Source organism: Arthrobacter sp. QXT-31, assembly GCF_001969265.1.
GTDB lineage: Bacteria > Actinomycetota > Actinomycetes > Actinomycetales > Micrococcaceae > Arthrobacter.
The window spans coordinates 1,503,190-1,524,462 of sequence record NZ_CP019304.1 but is presented as its reverse complement, the minus strand read 5'-3'; the positions used below and the strand labels follow the sequence as shown (position 1 = coordinate 1,524,462).

The window sequence follows — 21,273 nt, the reverse complement described above, 5'->3', positions numbered from 1 at the left end:
AGCAACGATTTGCTCGAGAGAATAGTCTCGATCGAAAACAACAAACCGGGGGGAAGCGTTCGCGGCAGTACGGGAGGTGCCCATGACGCGCGCTGCTGAGGATCGGACAATGAGACGTCAGGTCATGGACGTCATCGTCGACGTTCTGTCTGAGGTTGCCACGGGTCCGGATGTGCGCATCAGCCTGCTGCGCCACCTTGAAGAAAACCCGGGCAGCCCGGAAAAGGCTCTGCTGGCCCACCTTAGGGACCGGAGCACCGCCGACGGCGTGGCGTAGCGGCGCCCGTCGAAGCTGCCGTTTCCCGGCTGAACAGGGAGGCTACCCCCGCGCCCGCAGTGCGCCGCGCAGCGCAAAGCCGACGGCACAGACCAGCGGGACCAAGCAAGCCGTCACCGACAGGGGGTTCGGGCGGAAGACCAGCCGGCCGCCGTCGTTTTGGACGTAGACGCCCAGAGGGAAAACGAATCCGCCGCCTCCGCCGCCGGAACCCGCCGCCTCCGGATCACCGCCTTCGGTGCCGCCGCCAAATCCGAAGGAAACGAGCGCAACGGGAACGATCTCCTTCCCGCCGAGCCGCACCGGGTCGCCGTAGGACCTGGCCACGCCCACATTCTTGAAAGTGTCAGTCAGGGACTGCATTGCATCTGCCATGGCCCCACTCTAGGGCTTCTGGATAAGGTAACCAGCACCTCCGGATTTCCCTGATCCAGTCATTTTTAGGGTCTGGACACAGGCGAGCGGCGGACCTACCTTTCAGGTGGCGGCTGTTGTTGGAGACGGCGGCAACTGCCGATGGCCCCCTTTCGGGCCACCCCGTTATGACAGGAGGAAGCAGATGGAAACTGTTGAAGAGACCGTTGATGTCGCAGTTCCGGTCCATACGGCCTACAACCAGTGGACGCAGTTTGAATCATTTCCGCAGTTCATGTCTGGTGTGGAATCCGTAACCCAGCTGAGCAACACCACCAATCACTGGGTTACGAAGGTCGGCGGTGTGAAGCGGGAATTTGATACAGAAATTGTGGATCAGGAGCCTGATGACCGGATTGCCTGGCGGAGCACGGACGGCAAGTCCCACGCCGGCATCATTAGGTTTACGCCTCTGGACGCCAATCACTGCAAGGTAAAGGTCCACTTCGAATGGGCACCGGAAACCGTGACTGAGAAGGCAGGGGCTGCATTCAAGATCGACGAGATGCAGGTCAAGGCCGACATGCGGAAGTTCAAGGACTTCATCGAATCACGCGGCACCGAAACCGGCGGTTGGCGCGGCGAAGTCAAGGACACCGGTCCGACCGGCCAGTTCTAGAACCGCACAGCACTAAGACCAGGTAACACTGGAAGCACTGGCCGTGGACCTGTTGCATGAACGACAGGCCTGCGGCCCGTGCTCTGTTGTGCCCGGGACCCATGCGCGCAGGTCCCGTGCCCGCGGACATCACCCACGCCGGGGGCTCGTAGTCGTGGCCATCGCCTTGGCGGCGGCGATTGCTGCGCTGCCGGCCTGCACACCGCCGGAGCCCCCGGAACCCCGCGAGTCAGTTCAGCAACTGCCGATAACGGTGGAGGTGAACCAGTCACGAGACCAGTACGGAAAGCAGGCCATCCAGCTCCTTCTCACCAACGTGTCCGGCAGTTCCCTGACCGTGGCCGGTGCGCAGCTTGCGTCCCCGCTGTTCCAAGGGGACATGCTGGGGGAGCCAGCCGGCGGCAGCCTGGAACTGCCGCCCAACCAGCCGAAGAGTCTTCCGGTCCGGCTACCGTCCCCCGTATGCCAGGGCCAAACCGCAGGGCAGCAGCCAACCGCCCGCGTCAGGTATTCCGAGCCCGGGCAGGCGGGCCTGCGGGAGACGGAGCCGGTGGCCGCCGACCCCTTCAGGGTCCTTGAGCGGAACAACGCGGAACTGTGCCTGGCGTCGGACGCGGCCGCCGTCGCGGACATTCTCCTGGACCCCCGCCTTGAGGCTGCCGCGGACGGCAGCACCGCCGTCGTCCGCTTGGTCATCACGCCCAAGGGAACGAGCACGGCGAGCAATGACGCCGCGGGGCGGCCGCTGACCATCGGGAGCATCGACGGAACCACCCTGATTGCTGAGCCGGCGGAGGAGCCGTGGCCGCGGGATGTCCGGATCGTGCAGGGGGCGGGTCGCTCTGAGCTGCGCCTGCGGATCCGGCCTGCACGCTGCGATCCGCATGCCATTGCCGAGGACAAGGTGGGCACGCTGCTGCCCCTGCACGTGAGCGTGGGAGGACGCACGGGGCTGCTGAAGATCCCCGCCGGTACCACGTTGCGTGCGCAGATCTATGACTTTGTGGCCGCGGCATGTGCCCGGGGCTGAGGTGCTGGCAAGGGGCTTCGTCAGGACGGTGTGGTGTCCGGACTGGCATGGCAAACCAGGCGTGGGCGTCCCAGGAGGGCTCCCTGCAGTTCCGGCAAATGAACGTCGATTTCCCGCGCCGTGCCTGCGGCAGCTGTCAGGTCAGCGGCGACCAGGGCCTTCTCGAGTTTGGCGCACAGGTGGCTCATGCGCAGGGCACCTGCCATGGCCGACGCCGTTTGGAGGCTGAGTGCGGCATCCACCGCCTTCCCCCGGTCCCCGACGCCGATGGTCCGAATAATGCGGTCAACGCGCTGGCGGAGGAGGGCCCCGTAGTTGTCCGCGAAGGAGTCAGCCGCATCCGGCGAACACACTTCTGCCAGACGCCGGAGGTACTGCCCGTCCAGGGTAGGCTCAGATGCTTCAGCCATCAGCCGGTGATTTTGCACGGGCGTGCTGCCTTCCGATGGGCCCCCTCCGCCGCGGTTCTGGGGCCAGACGACGGAGGGGACGTTTTTGGGGTTGTTTGTCGGCGCATCACCGGCGTCCCTGCCGGCACCCAACACTATGCTTCACTTGACTCAAGGACCCCTCGGATGCCGCTCAATCTTGGCTCAAGAAAACCGGCACCCAACACTATGCTTCACTTGACTCAAGGACCCCTCGGATGCCGCTCAATCTTGGCTCAAGAAAAGGCGCGCGGCTTTGGTGGAGGCCGTCGAGGTTTATAAATTCCTTGTACTAACCCTTGGTGGCGAGGCGGCAGGGGCGCGTAGTCTGATCCTCCAAGGCTGCACTTGGCCGTTCACGACGTGGTCTTCGGAGAAGATGGCTCCTGCCCCTCCACCTGAGCGGCGAGATCTCGGCAATCCACGTCCTGGTACTTCTCCTGTGGTTTTGGCTCCGCAGGCTACTGCGCAGGACCGGCAACTGAGGCCGTAGGTGCACGCGCGCATTGGAGGTTAACCAGCAAAAAACCCCGTACCGCCATAAAACCAGCGACAATACGGGGTTCTTCCCGAGCTTCCTATCAGAATCGAACTGATGACCTTTTCATTACGAGTGAAACGCTCTACCGACTGAGCTAAGGAAGCACCGCACCAATCAGCCGGAAAACCGGCCGGTTCATGCAAGAGACAACTGTAATAGAGTCCCCGCGTCCGGGTCAAAATGAGCGTCCGCAGGCTGCGATTGACGTTGGCGGGACGTTCATTCCGCCGTCGGATTCGGTTCAGGCCTGCAACAGCAACGGCCGCGATGCTGGGTCCCACAGTGTGGCGCAGTACGCCTGCGCTCCAGCGGCAAAGGAGCTCGACCATGACACCAGACAGCTCAATCTCAACCGGCAGCGCACTGCACAGCGCGCTTCTGATGAACGCGGACGCGGCGGAGCATGGACAGCCCGTCCGGCTGGCCGTGCTGGCCATGGTGGGAACCACGGTGTACGACGGCGGCCTCATGGACCGGGCGCTGTCCCGCACGCTGGTGGAACAGGGAGTCCCGGCGGGCTCTGTCCGCTTCGAAGGGATGCTGCGCTACGCCCGGGAGCGCTCCGGCATCTCCCGGATGACGGTCTTCAGCGAGCTGTTCGACGACCCGCTGGCAGCTGCCAGCGCCAACAAGAGGTTCGAGCTGAACTGTGACGAGCTCATCGCTGACGGCGGGGTCCGGGCCGTCCCCGGGGCGGAGGAAACCATCGGCTGGCTCCGGGACGCCGGCATCAAGGTCTGCCTGGCCACCGGCTTCGGGCGACACACCCAGAACATGGTGCTGGAGTCGCTCGGCTGGATGGGGCTGGCCGACCTCAGCCTGTGCCCTGCTGATGCCGGCCGGGGCAGGCCGTTCCCGGATATGGTCCTGACAGCAGTCCTGGCCCTCGACATCGACGATGTCCGGAAGGTCGCCGTCGTGGGGGATTCCACGGCGGACATCCATTCCGGCCTCTGCGCCGGCGCGTCGGTGGCGGCCGGGGTACTCACCGGATCGCATTCCGAGGCTGCGCTTCGCGGCGCCGGTGCCACCGATGTTGTGCCTTCCATCAAGGATTTCCCGGCCCTTCTGGAGCGGCGGGCGTCCCGGCTCTGAGGCCGGCCCGGATCAGCAGACGGTGTTGTCCGCCGGCTCCTTGCCGTCCACGAGGTACTTGTCCACGGCGTCCCGGATGCAGCTGTTGGACCGTCCGTAGGCGGTGTGGCCCTCACCCTTGAACGTCAGCAGGGATGCGTTGCCCAGCTGCTTCCGCAGTTCGCTGGCCCATTCCACCGGCGTTGCCGGGTCTCCGGTGGTACCGATGACGACGATGGGTGCGGAACCGCTGTACTTGACGGCTGACGGGGTACGGACGCTCTTGTACGCCCAGTCGGCGCAGTTCGCACCACCGTAGGCGAAGAAGTAACCCAGGGTGGGGGAGGCCTCGCGGAGCCGCTGCTCTTCTGCGCGCATGGCAGCCGGATCGCTGCTCATGGGGTAGTCCAGGCAGTTGATCGCGCCGAAGGCCAATGCCGTGTTGGACGTGTACTTGCCGCTGGGGGAGCGGTCCGCGCCGAGGTCGGCCAGGCGGAGCATGGGGCTGACATCGCCCTTCATGGCGGCTTCCAGGGCCTGGGTCAGGGCCGGCCAGCTTTCGTTGCCGTACATCGGCACAATCAGGCCGCTGACAAAGAGGTTGCCGCCCACCTGCCTGCCGTCCTTGGCGCTGCGCGGAGTCTCGATCACAGAGTTGATGAGGTCGCGGATCTGCTGCACGCCGTCGTCGACCGTGCCGCTGAGGGGACAGCCTTCGTCCCCCAGGCAATGCTCAACGTAGGCGCGCAGCGCCTTTTCGAAAGCCCGGGCCTGGCCCAGGGTCAGTTCCTCGGCGCTGAGCGTGGGGTCGATGGCGCCGTCGAGAACCAGGCGGCCCACGTTGTCAGGGAACAACGATGCGTAGGTGGAGCCGAGGAAGGTCCCGTATGAAAAGCCCACGTAGTTCAGCTTGGAGTCGTTGAGCACGGCCCGCAGGACGTCCAGATCCTTGGCTGCGCTGACGGTGTCGATGTGGCCGAGGACGGGACCGGTCTGCTCCGCGCACTTGGCCGCGATGGCCTTGTTGTCCGCGAGGAGCGTGGCGAGCCCGGCGTCGGTGTCAGGCGTGTAGATCTTGGCCCGGACCTCGTCCCGCTCCTTGTCGGTGAGGCACGTGACCGGCGCGGAACGCTTGACGCCGCGCGGATCGAAGCCCACGAGGTCGTAGTTGGCGCGCACGCTCTCGGAGAAGTGGCTGTTGCCGGCGTCCCTGACGAAGTCGTAGCCGGACGCGCCCGGACCGCCCGGGTTGACCAGCAGGCTGCCCTTCTTGTCCCCGCTCGTGGAGATCTTCACGGCAGCCAGTTCGATGGTGTCGCCGGCAGGCTTCGCGTAATCGACAGGCACCTTGACTTTGGCGCACTGCAGCTTGTCCTCGCAGGATTCCCAGATGATCTTCTGGGAGTAGAAGGCCTTGAGCTCCTCGGGGGCGGCCGCCGCTATGGAGGGGTCGGCCTGTCCGGTGGAGCTGTTCTGGGAGGAGTCGTCTTTGGACGTGCCCAGGGCACTGCACGATGCCAGCAGCACGGCCAGCGCCATGGCGCCGGCCGCCCGCATCCCGGCCGCGAGGGTCCGGGGTCGCGAGGACAGAGGCGGTGCAGACATCATGCGGTTTCTCCTTGTAGGCGGCGTCAGCTCGGTCAGGCAAATTGCGGGTGGTGGCGTGGCTACTGGATCAGGCTTGCGGCCATTGACTCAACGGCCAGCAGCGGAGCGACGTTGGTGGTGGTGATGCGCTTGCGGGCGTTGTTGATCGCGTCCATCCGGGCGAGGGTCACTTCCGGCCCGGACCTTTGGGCGAACTCTTCCAGCTCGCTCCTCAGCTCAACGTTCACCAGTTCCACTGCGTTCCCCAGCTGGATAATCAGGACATCCCGGTAGAACGAGAGTAGGTCGGTCAGGGTACGGTCCAGGGAATCGGTGATGGAGCGCTTCGCACGCCGCTTTTGATCGTCCTCGAGCTGCTTCACCTGGCTGCGCATGGCGGGCGGCAGGGTTCCGGTCTCCGGCGCGCCCAGGGTGGCCAGCAGGGCAGCCTTTTCGGCGGCGTCACGTTCCTCGTTGGAGCTCGTGGCCTCCTCGGTGGCGATTTTCACGAGCTTGTCAGCCATCATCACGGCCGCCGTGATGCCCCGGAGCCCCAGCGGGAACCGGACGGTTTCCAGCCGCCGCTCCCGGGCTTCGGCGTCGCGGGCCAGCCGCCGGGCGATGCCCACGTGGGACTGGGCCGCGCGTGCTGCACGCTCGGCAAGAGCCGGATCCACGCCGTCGCGCTTCACCAGCAGCGCCGCGACATCCGCGGCGGGCGGCAGCCGCAGGGCAACCGCCCGGCACCGGGACCGGATGGTCACCAGGACGTCGGCGGGGGAGGGGGCGCACAGCATCCAGATGGTCCGCGGCGTGGGCTCCTCGATGGCCTTGAGCAGCACGTTGGTGGTGCGCTCCGCCATGCGGTCGGCGTCCTCCACCACGATGATCCGCCACCGGGCCGAGGACGGCCGGTTGCCCGCGGTGGCCACGAGTTCGCGGGCCTCCTCAATGGTGATGGTCACCTTTTCGGTGCGGACAAAGGAGACGTCGGCGTGCGTCTCGCCCAGGATGGTCAGACACGCCGCGCAGGTGCCGCAGCCGCGCATCGAGACGTCGTCCTGGTCGCAGTTCAGCGCGGCGGCGAAGGCCTTGGCGGCATTTGAACGGCCGGACCCCGGGGGCCCCGTGAACAGCCAGGCGTGGGTGAGCCCTTCACCCATGGCCGCCTGCCGCAGCTGGGCGACGACGGCGGTCTGCCCCTGCAGGTCATCCCAGACGGTCATGGCCGCCTGCCGGCTGCTGCAAGGAGCTCTTCGACCCGCCCCAGGATGAGTCCCGCGATTTCCTCGACGGGCAGGCCGGCCTCCAGTACCAGGTAGTTCTCCGGCCGGGCCGCGGCGAGGTCCAGGAATGCCTGCCGGATCCGCGCGTGAAACTCGTCGGCTTCGGACTCCATTCGGTCCTCGGCGGCGTCGCCGGCGGTGCGGCGGCTGCGTCCCTCGGCCGGGTGGACATCCAGGAGCACGGTCAGATCCGGCCGCAGCCCCGACGTCGCCCACTCGTTGACGCTCAGCACAGCGTCCGCGCCGAGGCCACGGCCAGCGCCCTGGTAGGCCACGGAGGAGTCGATGTAGCGGTCCGTCAGTACCACCTCGCCACGGGCCAGTGCGGGCCTGATGACCTGGCTGGCGTGGGCCGCCCGGGACGCGGCAAAGATCAGGGCTTCGGTGTGGGCATCGATATGGCCGTGGCCGTGGTCCAGCACCAGGGAACGGAGCTTCTCGCCGATCGGGGTTCCGCCGGGCTCCCGCGTCCGCAGCACGGTGAGGCCGCGGGATTCGAGCGACCCGGCCAGCCGGGCCGCCTGTGTTGACTTGCCGGCACCGTCACCGCCCTCGAAGGCGATGAAAAGTCCGGGGCTCTGCATATTCACTTATCCAGCCTACCGATATCCACCGACGAAAAAGCCCGCCGGGGGCGCGGGCAGGCGGTCAGAAGCGGCAGGCGGCAGCGCTTTTTTCAGCGGGCAGGCACCCAACGTACCCTTTGAACATGAGCCTTTCCGATCAGCACGCCGCCTCACTGTCTGCCGAAACGGTGGTTGTGGCCGCCGGCCGCCCGCCCCGTGAACACGATGCGCCGGTCAACCCGCCCATCGTGCTCTCCTCCACATATTTCGGCACCGGCGCGCTCGACGACGGCGACCGGGGCTACGGCCGCTACTCGAACCCGACGTGGGACCCGTTCGAGGAGGCCCTTGGCCAGCTCGAAGGTGCCTCGCTCCCGGGCCTGCTCTACTCCTCCGGCCTGGCCGCTGTCAGTTCCGCTCTGTCACTCATCCCCAACGGGGGTGTCCTGGTCATGCCGTCCCACAGCTATTCCGGTTCCCTGGTGATGGCCGCCGAACTGGCGGAAAAGGGCCTGCTCGAACTCCGCACCGTGGACATCGCGGACACCGATGCAGTCCGCGCCCAGATAGCGCCGCAGGGCGGCAAGCCTGCGGACATGCTGTGGCTGGAAAGCCCCACCAACCCGATGCTCGGCATCGCTGACATCCGTGCACTCACGCAGGCCGCCCACGACGCCGGCGCCATCGTCGTCACGGACAACACCTTCTCCACGCCACTGGTGCAGCAGCCGCTCAGCCTGGGGTCCGACGTCGTTCTTCACTCGGTGACCAAATACCTGGCCGGCCACTCCGACGTGGTGCTGGGCGCGCTGGTGACCGGGGATGCGAAACTGCGTGAAACCCTGCTGCACCACCGCATCATCCATGGCGGAATCGCCGGGCCCTTCGAGGCATGGCTGGCGCTGCGGGGCCTGCGGACCCTTGCCCTCCGGATTGAACGCTCCCAGGCGTCGGCCGCGGTGCTCGCCGAGAGGCTGAGCGCGCACCCCGCCCTGGAGAGCGTGCGGTATCCGGGCCTGGAGTCCGACCCGGGACACGATCTGGCCAAGTCCCAGATGACGGGTTTTGGTTCCATCCTCTGCGTCCAGGTTGCCGCTGCAGGCGGGCTGAGCGCCGCGGAAACTGCGGACAGGCTGGTCCGTGGCCTGCACCTGTGGCTGCCGGCCACGTCCCTCGGCGGGGTTGAATCGCTCATCGAGCGCCGGCGCCGGCATGCCGCGGAACCCGCCAGCGTCCCCGAGAACCTGGTCCGGCTGAGCGTCGGCATCGAAAACGTCGAGGACCTCTGGGCCGATTTGAAGCAGGCGTTGGACGCCCTGGACCGATAGGCTGGGCTGGTGGACGGACGACTACTGATTTTCTACGTTGAGAGCACGGTCTACTACATCCTGGGGCTGATAGCACTCGCCCTCGAGGTTTGGGCCTTCTTTGACTGCGTCCGCCACCGGGCCAACGCCTTCGAGGCCGTGGGCAAGCGCACCAAGACGTTCTGGCTGGCATTGACTGGCGGCAGCCTGGCTGTCGGGGCACTGTCCGTGCTGGGCGGGGGATCCGGTGGTTTCCTGGGCCCGCTGGGCCTGTTCGGCCTCGCCGCCGTCGTCGCAGCTTCCGTCTACCTGGCCGATGTGCGGCCCGCTGTGAAGGACGCCGGCCGCGGCGGCAGCAGGAACATGGGCCCCTACGGCCCCTGGTAACCAGCGTCCGGTGCCACTGCCTCCCACCCGACGGTAAGTTCCCCGAGGCGCCAACGCGAGGGGCCATCGTGCACCGGCCACCCGCCGTCGAGCAGTGCCCTGCACATGGCCGTCCACCGCTGGCGGTTTCCAAAAGGCGCCAGCGGCGCGGCCTCGAGCCAGGCCCGGTCCATCGACTGCAGCAGCGTGTGGATGCGTTCGCCGGGAACATTGCGGTGGATGAGGGCTTTGGGCAGGCGCTCGGCAACCTCGGACGGCAGCCTGAAACTGCCGAACCGCACCGACACGGTGAGGCTGACCGGGCGCTCCGCATCAAGGGCAATCCAGGCGGAGCGGCGGCCGATCTCGTCGCACGTTCCGTCGATGAACAGGCCGTCCGGAGCCAGCCGGCCCTGCACCAGCTCCCAGATGCGCCGGACATCCCCTTCCTCGTACTGCCGCAGCACGTTGAAGGCGCGCACAAACACCGGATTCCCGGGTACCGGAAGTTCGAATCCCCCGTTGCGGAAACTCAGGCCCGGCCGTTCCAGGGGCTTCGCGGCACGCACGCGCTCGGGTTCGATCTCGATCCCGCAGACGCGCACATCCGGCCGTACCGCCTGAAGGCGTTCGAAGAGTTCGACGGCGGTGGCGGGCGAAGCGCCGTAACCCAGGTCCACCACCAGCGGGTCAGCCGCCCGCCGGAGCCGCCAGGCCTGAGGCCCGGCCAGCCACCGGTCCAGCCGGCGCATGCGGTTCGGGTTGGTGGTTCCGCGGGTCACGTTCCCCACCGGCTTTCCCCGGCTGGTCACCACCCGCTCTGCTTTCTGCACCACGGCCTTAGCCTATCGGGCCGCACTGCCGCGTGATGTAACTCTCGGCGCCCGCTGGCCGCGCTCGGCTAGGATGAAAATCATGACTTACAAGCTGATTCTGCTGCGCCACGGCCACAGCGAATGGAACGCCAAGAACCTGTTCACCGGCTGGGTGGACGTTGACCTGAACGACCAGGGCCGCGAGGAAGCAGCACGCGGTGGAGAGCTCCTGGTTGAGAACAACATTCTCCCGGACATCCTCTACACCTCGCTCCTGAAGCGTGCCATCAACACGGCCAACATCGCCCTGGACAAGGCTGACCGCGGCTGGATCCCGGTCAAGCGCGACTGGCGCCTGAACGAGCGCCACTACGGTGCGCTGCAGGGCAAGGACAAGGCCCAGACGCTGGCCGAATTCGGTGAGGACCAGTTCATGCTGTGGCGCCGTTCCTACGACACCCCGCCGCCGCCCCTGGACGACAGCAGCGAGTTCTCCCAGTCCCGCGATCCGCGCTACGCGGACCTCGGCGATGACCTGCCCCGCACCGAATGCCTCAAGGACGTCCTCATCCGCCTCCTCCCGTACTGGGAATCGGACATCAAGGAAGACCTGAAGGCCGGCAAGACGGTCCTTGTCACCGCCCACGGCAATTCCCTGCGCGCCCTGGTCAAACACCTGGACGGCATCAGCGACGACGACATTGCCAGCCTGAACATCCCCACCGGCATCCCGCTGGTTTACGACCTGGACGAAAACTTCCAGCCGATCACCCGCGGGGGAACCTACCTCGACCCCGAGGCAGCAGCCGAGGCCATCCTGGCCGTGGCCAACCAGGGCAAGAAGTAGCCCGCCGGCCTCCGCTGGCTCTGACTAAACCAAAACGGACGACGCCGGCCGGTCACCCCAGGTGACCAGCCGGCGTCGTCCGTTTAAGTACAGGCGGGAATTATCAGCCGTGCTCGATGCTGTTCGGGTGCCATGCACCGGTCACGAGGTAGGTGACCTTCTGCGCCACGGAAACACCGTGGTCAGCGAACCGCTCGAAGTAGCGGCTCGCGAGGGCCACGTCCACCGTGGTGGCGGGGGATTCCTGCCAGTCCGGGCGGGCGATCGCCTTGAAGACGCTGAGGTGGAGGTCGTTCACCGCGGAGTTGGCCTTGAGAATGTCCCGGGCAACCTCGAGGTCGCGGGTCTCCAGCAGCTGGGTGAGCTTGTTCGCGATCTCGATGTCCTGCTCCGCGAAGCTCTTGAAGGTCCCGCTCAGCGACTCCGGAATCACGTTGGCGGGGAAGCGCAGCCGGGCGAGCTGGGCGATATGGCGGGCTAGATCGCCCATGCGCTCCAGGGATGCGCTCATCCGCAGCGACCCGACGATCATGCGCAGGTCGCTGGCCACCGGCCCCTGCAGGGCAAGGATGTCGATGGCGCGCTCGTCGAGGCTGTTCTGCAGGAAGTCGATCCTGGCGTCCGCGGCGATGACGTCCTGGGCCAGATCGACGTCGGCACTCTCGAATGACGTGGTTGCCTTGCCGATCGCTTCGCTGACCAGCTTTGAAATCTCGATGAGGTCCTCGCCCACATGGGCCAGCTCCTCCTGAAAAACCTTGCGCACGTAGGCGTCCTTTCCTCGGAAACTCCGCCCCGCTGCGGCGGTCAGAATTTCGTGTCACCGTTCCGGCAGTCCAACCGCACACTCTTCCAGTGTTCGGTGAACTGTTACACATCCCAAGATGAACGTTAGCTGAATCCGTACCGCTTGGGCTGTTTATCGGATATTGGGGCTTGCCGGAAGCATAAGCTGGAGGCGTGGATCCAATGCTCTTAGGTGTCATCGCCGGCCTGCTGGGCCTGTCGTTCGGCGTCTTTGGCGTGCTCGCTTTCCGTGCCAGCGAGAAGCAGCGCGAGCTCGTGGAGATTGAGTACGACGAACCGGCGCTGCCCCAGGGCTCCGCGCAGGTCCTCGCCGTCGTCGGGCAGGCTTTCGTGGTGGTGGACGCAATCGACGGCGTCGTCCGGGCCAGCCCGGCGGCCTACGCTTACGGCCTCGTGCGCGGGCACACGGTGGTGCACCGCGAGCTGCTGGACATGACGGCGAACGTCCGGCGTGACGGCGTGATCCTTGAGCGGCAGCTGGAACTGCCGCGGGGACCGCTCGGGCAGGGCACCATCATTGTGCAGGTCCGGGCAGCAATGCTCGGCGAGGAATACATTGTCCTGCTGGCCGACGACCGCACCGAGATCACCCGCACCGAGGAGATCCGCAACGACTTCGTGGCCAACGTCTCCCACGAACTGAAGACCCCGGTGGGCGCCATCTCACTGCTGGCCGAAGCGCTGGAATCGTCGGCGGACGACGAGGATGCCGTCCGCCGCTTCGCCAAGCGCATGCACAAGGAGTCTGCCCGCTTGGCTGCGCTGGTGCAGGACATCATCGAGCTCTCCCGGCTGCAGGGCGCGAATGTGGCGCAGCAGGGGCACCCTGTGGACATCAACGACGTCATTGCAGAAGCCGTGGACCGGTCGCAGCTGCCGGCCGAGAGCAAGAACATCCAGATCGTCATTGGCGGCCGCGCCCAGGCCAAGGTGTACGGTGACCGCGACCTGCTGGTTACGGCGCTGCGCAACCTGATCGACAACGCGATCCGGTACTCGCCGGAAAATACCCGCGTAGGCATCGGCGTGCGGTCCAAGGAGGGGCTGGTTTCCGTCTCGGTCACGGACCAGGGCGAAGGCCTCTCGCCCGAGGACCAGGAACGGGTCTTCGAGCGTTTCTACCGGGTGGATTCCGCCCGGTCCCGCCACACCGGCGGAACCGGCCTCGGCCTGAGCATCGTCAAGCACGTTGTGTCCAACCACGGCGGCGAAGTCACGCTCTGGTCCCAGCCAGGCCAGGGCTCGACGTTCACCCTGCGGTTGCCGGAGATGGAAGGGCAGGAGGACGAGTCTGCCCCCCAGTCCGATGGTGCCGCCCAGACCGATCGCGCAGCTGTCCAGGAAGCCAAGGCACAGGCCCCCGCCTCATCGCAGGGCCAGCCTGACCGGCCGCAACAGGCCAAGGAAGTACACGACGCCGCCGGCGTCCACGAACGAGGAGCTAACGCTTGAGCAGGATTCTTATTGTCGAGGATGAGGAGTCGTTCAGCGACCCCCTGTCCTATCTTCTGGGCAAGGAAGGGTTCGAAGTAGAGGTTGTGGACAACGGCCTCGACGCCATTACGGAGTTCGACCGCAACGGGGCGGACCTCGTGCTGCTCGACCTCCAGCTGCCGGGACAGTCCGGCACCGAGGTCTGCCGTCAGTTGCGGCAGCGCTCCACCGTTCCGGTCATCATGCTGACCGCCAAGGACACCGAGATCGACAAGGTCGTCGGCCTGGAGCTGGGTGCCGACGACTACGTCACGAAGCCCTATTCCTCCCGCGAGCTGGTGGCCCGTGTCCGCGCGGTGCTGCGACGCCAGGGCGAACCGGAGGAACTCATCTCCTCCACCGTCCATGCCGGCCCCGTCCGGATGGACATTGAACGTCATGTGGTGAGTGTCGACGGCGAACAGGTGTCGCTGCCGCTGAAGGAGTTCGAACTGCTGGAGATGCTGCTGCGGAACTCCGGCCGCGTGCTGACCCGCGGCCAGCTGATCGACCGGGTGTGGGGCTCCGACTACGTGGGCGACACGAAAACGCTCGACGTCCACGTGAAGCGGCTGCGCAGCAAGATCGAGCCGGACCCGTCCCTGCCGCGTTACCTGGTCACCGTGCGCGGGCTGGGCTACAAGTTCGAACCGTAATAGCCAGCTGCCGGCGGGGGAGTGGTCCACGGGACCGCGCATACTGCAGGAAGCACTGACAACACGAAGAAGGAGGGGTTCCCGGCCGGGAACCCCTCCTTCTGCGTGTTGCAGCCCTAGTGGCCTTGCCCTATTAGTGGCCGCCTTCGGCAGGTGCGTGCGTGCCGCCCTCGCTCGGCGTTGCGGTCTGGGTCGGGGTGGCAGACTCGGTGGGCGCGCCGCCCGGCAGGTAGGCAGCGTATTCCGGCAGGGTACCGTCCACCACAGGAATCTTGACGGTCTTGTTGACGTTGGTGCCGTCTTCGGTGACCTGGATGTCCACGAGGGATCCCGGGCGGCCGCCGGCCGAGCTCAGGATGGCTTCGTCGGCGGACTCGTTCAGGAGGGTGTAGGAGTTCTTCTTGACCGGAACTTCAGTCTGCGCGCCTTCGGCCCCCTTGAGGGTGACCTTGACGTCCTCCGAGGAGGAGTTGTAGACGGCGCCAATGACGCGGCCCGGCTGGTTCTCGTTCGCGGACACGATCAGCATGTTCCGGAGCTGGACCGGGCCGACGTCGGCTCGCGTTCCGTCGGAGGCGGCGTACTGGTGAGAGGTCTGCTGGGCGTTGACGTAGCCGCAGCCCGTCAGGCCCAGCAGCCCGATGCTCAGGGCGGCTGCCGCCATTGCCATCTTGCCGCTCTGGCCCCGGTTCATCGCAGTGAAACGCACGTCACGCACTCCTAGAAAAGTCTTTGAAACAGTTTTCAGGCATAGCCTATCGGCAAAGAGGGTCAAACAAGGATTCGGCCCCTCCACATGACTGGCCTCTGCGATGCCGGTTTGCGTGCCCCACAAAGCCTCCAGGAGGGTGCCCAACTACCCGCGCGTAGCGCTTGTGGGCGCGCATGCGATGCACTATTGTTCGCATTCGTCAAGGGGTCTGAGGGGCTGATTTCGGCCATTTTCCGCGGATTTACGGGGTTCCCGACCCGTATCCATGCCAGTCATATGCCTTAATCGTGATAAACTGGTCTGCGGGAAAGGGGAAAGTCCACATGGTTTTTGAGGTCGGCGAGACAGTAGTTTACCCTCACCACGGTGCAGCAAAAATTGAAGAGATCAAGATGCGCACTGTTAAGGGCGAAGAGAAGATGTATCTCAAGCTCAAGGTGGCTCAGGGTGATCTGACCATTGAAGTTCCAGCAGAAAACGTTGACCTCGTTGGGGTACGCGACGTAGTGGGCAAAGACGGTTTGGAGCACGTGTTTGATGTGCTTCGTGCCGAGTTCACTGAAGAGCCCACCAACTGGTCGCGTCGTTACAAGGCAAATCTGGAGAAGCTTGCTTCCGGTGACGTCATCAAGGTTGCAGAGGTCGTCCGCGACCTGTGGCGCCGCGATCACGACCGGGGCCTTTCCGCAGGCGAGAAGCGAATGCTGGCCAAGGCCCGGCAGATTCTGATCTCAGAATTGGCTTTGGCTGAAAAGACCGACGAAGAGAAGGCTGCCAGCGTTCTCGACGAGGTCCTGGCTTCCTAAGTAGCAGGAGCTTCCTAAGAAGAATTGAACCCCGGTGGCAAGGTGCCGCCGGGGTTTCTTCTTGCCCGAAAACGTCTGGCTCATCCCCACCTAGGTAATGGTTGGGGTGATGGAGGGGGATCCCGCAGGGACGTAGGCTAGAGCGCATGAACACTGCACCCAAGCGCCCCGTTACCGCCGTGATCCTCGTCGCCGCCGGTTCCGGGCAGAGGCTGGGTTACGGCATGCCGAAGGCGGCCGTGCCGCTGGGCGGTGAACCGATCCTGATGCATGCGCTTCGCGGCATCGTCGCGGCTGGCATCGCCAGCCAGGTGTGCATCGCGCTTCCGGCCGGCGACGAGGAGCTCCGCCGGCTCTGTGAGGACTTCCGCGTGGAGCTGGTGGACGGCGGGCCGCTCCTGACAATGGTCGACGGCGGTGCCTCCCGGGCGGATTCGGTGCGTTCCGCACTGGCCGCCGTGGAGGAGGGCACCGAGGCGGTTCTGGTTCATGACGCCGCCCGTGCCCTGACCCCGGAGCACGTCTTCCACCGCGTGGCCCAGGCCCTCGCCGCCGGCGCCGAAGCAGTGATTCCGGTGATTCCCGTGGTGGACACGGTCAAGACGGTCGCCGCGACCGAGGGGCAGGCCGCGGATGTCGCACCGGAACTCGTGACCGGAACCGCGCCCCGCGAGGAGCTCAGGGCAGTACAGACCCCGCAGGGCTTCCAGCTCCCCGTGCTGCGGCGAGCGCATGAGGCAGCCGAGGGCTTCGATGAGCGCCAGGCGGCCGCGGTCACCGACGACGCCATGCTGGTGGAGCTTCTCGGCGTGCCAGTGCACGCCGTCCGCGGCGCCAGCCAGTCCCTGAAAATCACCACCCCCCTTGACCTCATCATCGCTGAGGGTCTGCTCGAGGGACCCCTCGGCGCCCGCTGGGTGGAGGGCTGACACACCATATGACGGAAGGCTCAATGAACGGCACGAATCCGACCAACAACGCTTCGCGGACCCCGCTCCTGCCCCGGACAGGCATCGGCATCGATGTGCACGCCTTTGCTCCGGAGAGCGACCCGCAGCCCCTTTGGCTGGGCGGGCTTTTCTGGGAGGGGGAGCGGGGCCTCGCCGGCCATTCCGACGGCGATCCCGTCGCCCACGCAGCAGCGGACGCACTGTTCTCCGCCTGCGGCATCGGTGACCTGGGCACCCACTTCGGCACGGACAGCCCCGAATTCGCAGGTGCCTCCGGGGTTACGTTGCTGGCCGAAGCTGCCCGCATCGCAAGGGCAGCCGGCTTCGAGATCGGCAATATCGCCGTGCAGTTCGTCGGCAACCGGCCCAAGTTCGGCCCGCGCCGGGAAGAGTCCCAGCGTGTTCTCACCGAGGCCGCGGGCGCCCCCGTCAGCGTCAGCGCCACCACCAGCGACGGCCTCGGCTTCACCGGGCGCGGCGAAGGAATCTCCGCTGTGGCCACGGCCCTCGTCTACCCGGCCGTGTAGAGCCCTGCCGTCCAGTTGCCCGGCCGGCGAGTTGCCCCGCCGGCCAGCTGACCCACATCGCCGCTGCCCATCCGGCAGCATCGCCTACGCTGGAATAAGCACCAGTACCGCAATCCCAGGAGACCCGCCGTGAAAAAGTTGCTTCCCGCCGTCGTGATCGCAGGGATGCTTCTGGCCGGCTGTGCCGGCAGCCCGCGCATGAGCGTCGAGGAAAGCTGCAAGTTCCTGCAGGGGGACACGTTCAAGCCCACGGGCAACCAGCAGCAGCAGGCCGACCAGATCGCCAAGCATTACCAGGAGGTCGCCGACAAGGTGGCCCAGGAAGTTGCGGACCCCATCCAGAAGATGGCCGACATCATGAAGCAGGTGGCAGGCACATCGCTGGGAACCAAGACCTCCGAGCAGACGGCGGAGCTTGCCAGGCAAAACAACAGGATCGGCGAGGTCTGCAAGTAAGCGGGAACATTGGCATCGGCTAATCTGGAGCGGTGACCCTGCGCTTTTACGACACTGCATCCGCCGAAGTCCGCGACTTCGTTCCCCTGGCACCGGGCAAGGTAAGTCTGTATTACTGCGGTGCCACGGTGCAGGGCATGCCGCATGTGGGGCACATCCGCTCCGCCATCGCCTTCGACCAGCTCACCCGCTGGCTGGAATACCGCGGCTTCCGCGTCACGGTGGTCAGGAACGTCACTGACATTGACGACAAGATCCTCGCCAAGTCCGAGGCCTCCTTTCACCCGGATTTCGAGCAGGAACCCGGCGCCGTGCCGGAGGAGGAGTGGTGGGCGCTGGCCTACCGCTATGAGCAGGAGTTCCTCAAGGCCTACGACACCCTCGGGGTCTCCCGCCCCACCTACGAGCCGCGGGCCACGGGCCACATTCCGGAGATGCACGCGCTCATTCAGCTGCTGATTGACCGCGGCCACGCCTACCCTGCCCTCGACGGCTCCGGTGACGTCTACTTCGATGTGCGCTCCTGGCATAAGTACGGTGCCCTGACGCGGCAGAAGATCGACGACATGCAGGGGGCCACGGACGTCGAACCTCAATTCAGCAACAGGAAGAAGGACCCCCGCGACTTTGCCCTGTGGAAGGGGCACAAGGAAGGCGAGCCGACGACGGCGAGCTGGGTTTCGCCGTGGGGCGCCGGCCGTCCGGGCTGGCACCTCGAATGCTCGGCGATGGTCACGAAGTACCTCGGCACCGAGTTCGACATCCACGGCGGCGGCCTGGACCTGCGATTCCCGCACCACGAAAACGAGATGGCGCAGTCCCAGGCGGCCGGCCATGGCTTCGCCAACTTCTGGATGCACAACGGCATGGTCACCTACCAGGGCGAAAAAATGTCGAAGTCCGTCGGCAACACGGTCAGCCCGGCGGAGATGCTGGAGCTCGCGCCGCCCCGCGTGGTCCGTTACTACCTGGGCCAGGCGCAGTACCGTTCGGTGCTGGACTACCAGCCGACGTCGCTGCAGGAGGCCGCAGCCGCCGTCGAGCGCATTGACGGCTTCATTGCCCGCGCCCTCCGGGCGCTGTCTTCCGACGGTGCCCTGCTGTTTGGCAGCCACGGCACGGTACCGGACGCCTTCGCCGCGGCCATGGATGACGACCTTAACGTGCCGCAGGCCCTCGCCGTGCTGCACGACACCGTCCGCTCCGGTAACTCGGCGCTCACCGACGGCGACCTCGAGGCAACGCGGCAGGCGCTTGCAGGCGTGACCGAGATGCTGCGGGTCCTGGGCATCAGCGCTGCCGCGCAGCCGGCAGTTGACGACCAGACCACCAGTGCTCTTGGGACGCTGATTGAGGCGCAGCTCGCCGCCCGCGCCGAAGCCCGCTCCAGGAAGGACTGGGCCGCCTCGGACGCCATCCGCGACACCCTTGCGGCGGCAGGCATCCTGGTGGAGGACAACGCCGACGGCGCCACGTGGAGCCTGCAGCGCGGCTAGCATTCCCGGCCGCTGGCCCGCCTGACCGACGATTTAACGCCAGTCAGTAGACTGGAGTGCAGACTTACCCAATACAAACAAGGTGGAATCATGGCCAACAACGGTCGCCCGGGCGCAATCCGCAAGAACAAGAAGGGCCCCACCACCGGAACCGGTGGCCACGGCCGCAAGGCCCTCGAGGGCAAGGGGCCAACCCCCAAGGCCGAGGACCGCCCGTACCACAAGGCGTACAAGAACAAGCAGCTCGCCGAGCGTTCCGCAGCCAAGCGGTCAGGCAGCGGCACCCGCAGCGCCGGTGCCCGGTCGGGCCCGAAGGGGCGTGCCACCGAGGAAGTCGTCACCGGCCGCAACTCGGTCGTCGAGGCTCTCCGCGCCGGCATTCCGGCCAAGGCGCTGCACGTGGCCATCCGCATCGAGATGGACGACCGCGTCAAGGAATCGCTGAAGATCGCCGCCGAACGGGGCATCCCGCTGCTGGAAACCGGCAAGCCCGAGCTGGACCGGATGACCGACGACGCCGTGCACCAGGGCCTCGTGCTGCAGATCCCGCCGTACGAGTACCAGGATGCCTACGAGCTGGCCGAAGAGACAGTTACCGGCTGGAAGAAGGGCCACATCGCAAACGCGCCCCTCTTTGTTGCCCTCGACGGCATCACTGACCCCCGCAACCTCGGCGCGATCATCCGCTCGGTCTCGGCATTTAGCGGCCACGGTGTCATCGTCCCCGAGCGCCGCTCCGTCGGTGTCACGGCTGCGGCCTGGAAGACCAGCGCCGGCGCTGCCGTCCGCGTCCCGGTGGCCCGGGCCTCCAACCTGAACAATGCCCTCAAGCAGTTCAAGGACATGGGCGTCTTCGTTTTGGGGCTCGACGGCGACGGCGACGTTTCGCTGCCGGACCTCACCCTCGCCACTGAACCGGTCTGCATCGTGGTCGGTTCCGAGGGCAAGGGCCTGAGCCGCCTCGTCCGGGAGAACTGCGACCAGATCGTTTCCATCCCGATCGACTCCGCGATGGAATCCCTGAACGCCTCCATGGCAGTCGGCATCTCCCTCTACGAAGTCTCCCGCCAGCGCGCCTCCAAGTAAGCCCACGCGCCGGCGGCCGATCCCGCCGCGCCCCGCTGTCCAAAACGCTCCCTCAGCTTTCGCAGGAAAAAGCCCAACGCTCCATCAGCTTTCGCAGCCAAACGGCAATCGCTCCTTCACGTCGTGAGGGAGCGTTGTCGATCTAGCGGCAGGATCTGATGGAGCGTTTGGGTTTGGGTGGCAGGAGCTGATGGAGCGTTTGGGTTTGGGTGGCAGGAGCTGATGGAGGGCTTGGGTGTGGGCGGCAGGAGGTGAGGGAGGGTTTTTTCTAGAACTCGCGGCGGTTGGCCAGGACCGGGAGCTTGGTGCGGGCTTCCTTGACCAGTGCGGGATCGAGGTCAGCGAACAGGAGGCCGGGGGCGCCGTCGAGCTCTTCAAGGACCGCGCCGAAAGGTGAGACAACCGCGCTGTGTCCGACGCCGGTGGGCGCTGCGCCGCGGGGCTCGACGCCCATGGTGGCGGGGTCACCCTGGCCGCAGGCGAGGACATAGGTGGTGGTGTCCACCGCGCGGGCGCGGGCCAGCAACTGCCACTGATCCACCTTGCCCGGACCGGCACCCCAGGAGGCGCAGACGATGTTCGCGACCGCTCCGCGCTCGGCGTTGGCCGTGAAGAGGGCCGGGAAGCGGATGTCGTAGCAGGTGGCCAGGCCGAAGGTGAGGCCGCCGGCGTCGAACGTCACGGGGCCGGTCCCGGCGTCCACGGTATCGGACTCCAGGAAGCCGAAGGCGTCGAAGAGGTGCACCTTGTCGTAGCTGGCTTCCACGCCCGGCCCGGTCACCAGCAGCGTGTTGCGGACTTTCGTCTGTCCTTCAGGGGATGGTGAACCGGGGGTGAACATTCCGGCAACAATCACGATCCCGAGCTCGTCAGCTATCGAGCGGATACGGCTGGCCCAGGGGCCGTCTATGGGTTCGGCGATGTCCAGCAGGGAATTGCCGAACGCGCGCATCGTGGCCTCGGGGAAGACGACCATCTCAGCCCCGCCGTCCTTGGCGCGGCGCGCGTATTCCTCAACCACACTGAGGTTCCCGGCGATATCCCTTCCGGTGATGATCTGGGCCAATGCAATCTTCACGAAAACCTCCACGTCAGTGCGTCATTTAGCATTCAGCAGTGCCGCCACAGCCCTCTACGCGTAACATGC

At 66.1% G+C, this 21,273-nt stretch carries 24 protein-coding genes and 1 tRNA gene; 15 read left to right on the top strand and 10 right to left on the bottom strand.

The annotated features are described in order from the left end of the window. The first annotated feature begins 109 nt into the window (after window positions 1-109). On the top strand, window positions 110-277 hold the full coding sequence (locus tag BWQ92_RS23495) for a hypothetical protein (protein ID WP_157365119.1): 168 nt from the start codon (window positions 110-112) through the stop codon (window positions 275-277). A 42-nt stretch (window positions 278-319) separates the two neighbouring features. Here the strand turns inward: BWQ92_RS23495 and BWQ92_RS06840 are convergent, their stop codons facing one another. Continuing rightward, entirely contained in the window at window positions 320-652 is a 333-nt protein-coding gene (locus BWQ92_RS06840) for a spore germination protein GerW family protein (protein WP_076798857.1), read from the bottom strand. 184 nt (window positions 653-836) lie between these two features. On the opposite strand from BWQ92_RS06840, the gene BWQ92_RS06835 reads away from it, so the two are divergent. Together BWQ92_RS06835 and BWQ92_RS06830 are read left to right on the top strand one after the other, a co-directional pair. Further along, window positions 837-1,310, top strand: coding sequence for an SRPBCC family protein (locus BWQ92_RS06835; protein WP_076798856.1), 474 nt, complete (start codon window positions 837-839; stop codon window positions 1,308-1,310). A gap of 259 nt (window positions 1,311-1,569) precedes the next feature. Continuing rightward, a complete protein-coding gene (locus tag BWQ92_RS06830; RefSeq protein ID WP_236783135.1) occupies window positions 1,570-2,340 on the top strand; it encodes a hypothetical protein in 771 nt (256 codons plus the stop codon). Window positions 2,341-2,360: 20 nt separating this feature from the next. On the opposite strand, the gene BWQ92_RS06825 is transcribed toward BWQ92_RS06830, so the two are convergent. Together BWQ92_RS06825 and BWQ92_RS06820 are read right to left on the bottom strand one after the other, a co-directional pair. After that, a complete protein-coding gene (locus tag BWQ92_RS06825) occupies window positions 2,361-2,750 on the bottom strand; it encodes an Hpt domain-containing protein (protein ID WP_076798854.1) in 390 nt (129 codons plus the stop codon). 590 nt (window positions 2,751-3,340) lie between these two features. Next, window positions 3,341-3,413: transfer RNA gene (locus BWQ92_RS06820), tRNA-Thr, on the bottom strand. Window positions 3,414-3,636: 223 nt separating this feature from the next. Here BWQ92_RS06820 and BWQ92_RS06815 point away from each other — a divergent pair. After that, entirely contained in the window at window positions 3,637-4,404 is a 768-nt protein-coding gene (locus tag BWQ92_RS06815) for an HAD family hydrolase (RefSeq protein ID WP_083706237.1), read from the top strand. Window positions 4,405-4,416: 12 nt separating this feature from the next. Here the strand turns inward: BWQ92_RS06815 and BWQ92_RS06810 are convergent, their stop codons facing one another. The 3 genes from BWQ92_RS06810 to tmk form a co-directional block, all read right to left on the bottom strand. Then, window positions 4,417-5,988 carry an alpha/beta hydrolase gene (locus tag BWQ92_RS06810; RefSeq protein ID WP_076803562.1) on the bottom strand — a complete coding sequence of 524 codons (1,572 nt, stop codon included), beginning with the start codon at window positions 5,986-5,988 and terminating at the stop codon, window positions 4,417-4,419. 62 nt (window positions 5,989-6,050) lie between these two features. Beyond that, a complete protein-coding gene (locus BWQ92_RS06805) occupies window positions 6,051-7,196 on the bottom strand; it encodes a DNA polymerase III subunit delta' (RefSeq protein ID WP_076798853.1) in 1,146 nt (381 codons plus the stop codon). Continuing rightward, entirely contained in the window at window positions 7,193-7,840 is a 648-nt protein-coding gene (gene tmk, locus BWQ92_RS06800; RefSeq protein WP_377958377.1) for a dTMP kinase, read from the bottom strand. The genes BWQ92_RS06805 and tmk overlap by 4 nt, the downstream gene beginning before the upstream one ends. A 125-nt stretch (window positions 7,841-7,965) precedes the next feature. Between tmk and BWQ92_RS06795 the strand changes: the two genes are divergently transcribed. Continuing rightward, window positions 7,966-9,150, top strand: coding sequence for a trans-sulfuration enzyme family protein (locus BWQ92_RS06795; protein ID WP_076798851.1), 1,185 nt, complete (start codon window positions 7,966-7,968; stop codon window positions 9,148-9,150). Between the two features lie 9 nt (window positions 9,151-9,159). Further along, window positions 9,160-9,516, top strand: a complete 357-nt coding sequence (locus BWQ92_RS06790; protein WP_076798850.1) for a DUF2516 family protein — start codon at window positions 9,160-9,162, stop codon at window positions 9,514-9,516. Here the strand turns inward: BWQ92_RS06790 and BWQ92_RS06785 are convergent. After that, window positions 9,501-10,331, bottom strand: a complete 831-nt coding sequence (locus BWQ92_RS06785; RefSeq protein WP_172804257.1) for a class I SAM-dependent methyltransferase — start codon at window positions 10,329-10,331, stop codon at window positions 9,501-9,503. The genes BWQ92_RS06790 and BWQ92_RS06785 overlap by 16 nt on opposite strands. A gap of 79 nt (window positions 10,332-10,410) precedes the next feature. Here BWQ92_RS06785 and BWQ92_RS06780 point away from each other — a divergent pair, with 79 nt between their 5' ends. After that, the gene (locus BWQ92_RS06780) at window positions 10,411-11,157 is read left to right on the top strand and encodes a phosphoglyceromutase (protein ID WP_076798849.1); all 747 of its coding nucleotides are present in this window, start codon (window positions 10,411-10,413) and stop codon (window positions 11,155-11,157) included. A 103-nt stretch (window positions 11,158-11,260) separates the two neighbouring features. Here BWQ92_RS06780 and phoU read toward each other — a convergent pair whose 3' ends face one another. Beyond that, window positions 11,261-11,923 carry a phosphate signaling complex protein PhoU gene (gene phoU, locus BWQ92_RS06775; RefSeq protein WP_076798848.1) on the bottom strand — a complete coding sequence of 221 codons (663 nt, stop codon included), beginning with the start codon at window positions 11,921-11,923 and terminating at the stop codon, window positions 11,261-11,263. A 203-nt stretch (window positions 11,924-12,126) separates the two neighbouring features. On the opposite strand from phoU, the gene BWQ92_RS06770 reads away from it, so the two are divergent. Both BWQ92_RS06770 and BWQ92_RS06765 read left to right on the top strand, forming a co-directional pair. Continuing rightward, the gene (locus tag BWQ92_RS06770) at window positions 12,127-13,416 is read left to right on the top strand and encodes a sensor histidine kinase (RefSeq protein WP_076798847.1); all 1,290 of its coding nucleotides are present in this window, start codon (window positions 12,127-12,129) and stop codon (window positions 13,414-13,416) included. Continuing rightward, entirely contained in the window at window positions 13,413-14,093 is a 681-nt protein-coding gene (locus BWQ92_RS06765) for a response regulator transcription factor (protein ID WP_003801167.1), read from the top strand. The genes BWQ92_RS06770 and BWQ92_RS06765 overlap by 4 nt, the downstream gene beginning before the upstream one ends. 133 nt (window positions 14,094-14,226) lie before the next feature. On the opposite strand, the gene BWQ92_RS06760 is transcribed toward BWQ92_RS06765, so the two are convergent. Next, window positions 14,227-14,787 carry a hypothetical protein gene (locus BWQ92_RS06760; RefSeq protein ID WP_076798846.1) on the bottom strand — a complete coding sequence of 187 codons (561 nt, stop codon included), beginning with the start codon at window positions 14,785-14,787 and terminating at the stop codon, window positions 14,227-14,229. Between the two features lie 341 nt (window positions 14,788-15,128). On the opposite strand from BWQ92_RS06760, the gene BWQ92_RS06755 reads away from it, so the two are divergent. The 6 genes from BWQ92_RS06755 (at window position 15,129) to rlmB (ending at window position 20,126) form a co-directional block, all read left to right on the top strand. After that, on the top strand, window positions 15,129-15,611 hold the full coding sequence (locus BWQ92_RS06755; protein ID WP_003801164.1) for a CarD family transcriptional regulator: 483 nt from the start codon (window positions 15,129-15,131) through the stop codon (window positions 15,609-15,611). Window positions 15,612-15,757: 146 nt separating this feature from the next. Beyond that, window positions 15,758-16,540 carry a 2-C-methyl-D-erythritol 4-phosphate cytidylyltransferase gene (ispD, locus tag BWQ92_RS06750; RefSeq protein WP_076798845.1) on the top strand — a complete coding sequence of 261 codons (783 nt, stop codon included), beginning with the start codon at window positions 15,758-15,760 and terminating at the stop codon, window positions 16,538-16,540. A 23-nt stretch (window positions 16,541-16,563) separates the two neighbouring features. Next, a complete protein-coding gene (ispF, locus tag BWQ92_RS06745) occupies window positions 16,564-17,088 on the top strand; it encodes a 2-C-methyl-D-erythritol 2,4-cyclodiphosphate synthase (protein ID WP_076798844.1) in 525 nt (174 codons plus the stop codon). Between the two features lie 129 nt (window positions 17,089-17,217). Next, window positions 17,218-17,544, top strand: coding sequence for a hypothetical protein (locus tag BWQ92_RS06740; RefSeq protein ID WP_076798843.1), 327 nt, complete (start codon window positions 17,218-17,220; stop codon window positions 17,542-17,544). 32 nt (window positions 17,545-17,576) lie between these two features. Further along, entirely contained in the window at window positions 17,577-19,040 is a 1,464-nt protein-coding gene (cysS, locus tag BWQ92_RS06735) for a cysteine--tRNA ligase (RefSeq protein ID WP_076798842.1), read from the top strand. 90 nt (window positions 19,041-19,130) lie between these two features. Next, on the top strand, window positions 19,131-20,126 hold the full coding sequence (rlmB, locus tag BWQ92_RS06730; protein WP_076798841.1) for a 23S rRNA (guanosine(2251)-2'-O)-methyltransferase RlmB: 996 nt from the start codon (window positions 19,131-19,133) through the stop codon (window positions 20,124-20,126). A gap of 268 nt (window positions 20,127-20,394) precedes the next feature. On the opposite strand, the gene BWQ92_RS06725 is transcribed toward rlmB, so the two are convergent. Further along, window positions 20,395-21,204, bottom strand: a complete 810-nt coding sequence (locus BWQ92_RS06725) for a carbon-nitrogen hydrolase family protein (RefSeq protein WP_076803560.1) — start codon at window positions 21,202-21,204, stop codon at window positions 20,395-20,397. Between the last annotated feature and the right edge of the window lie 69 nt (window positions 21,205-21,273).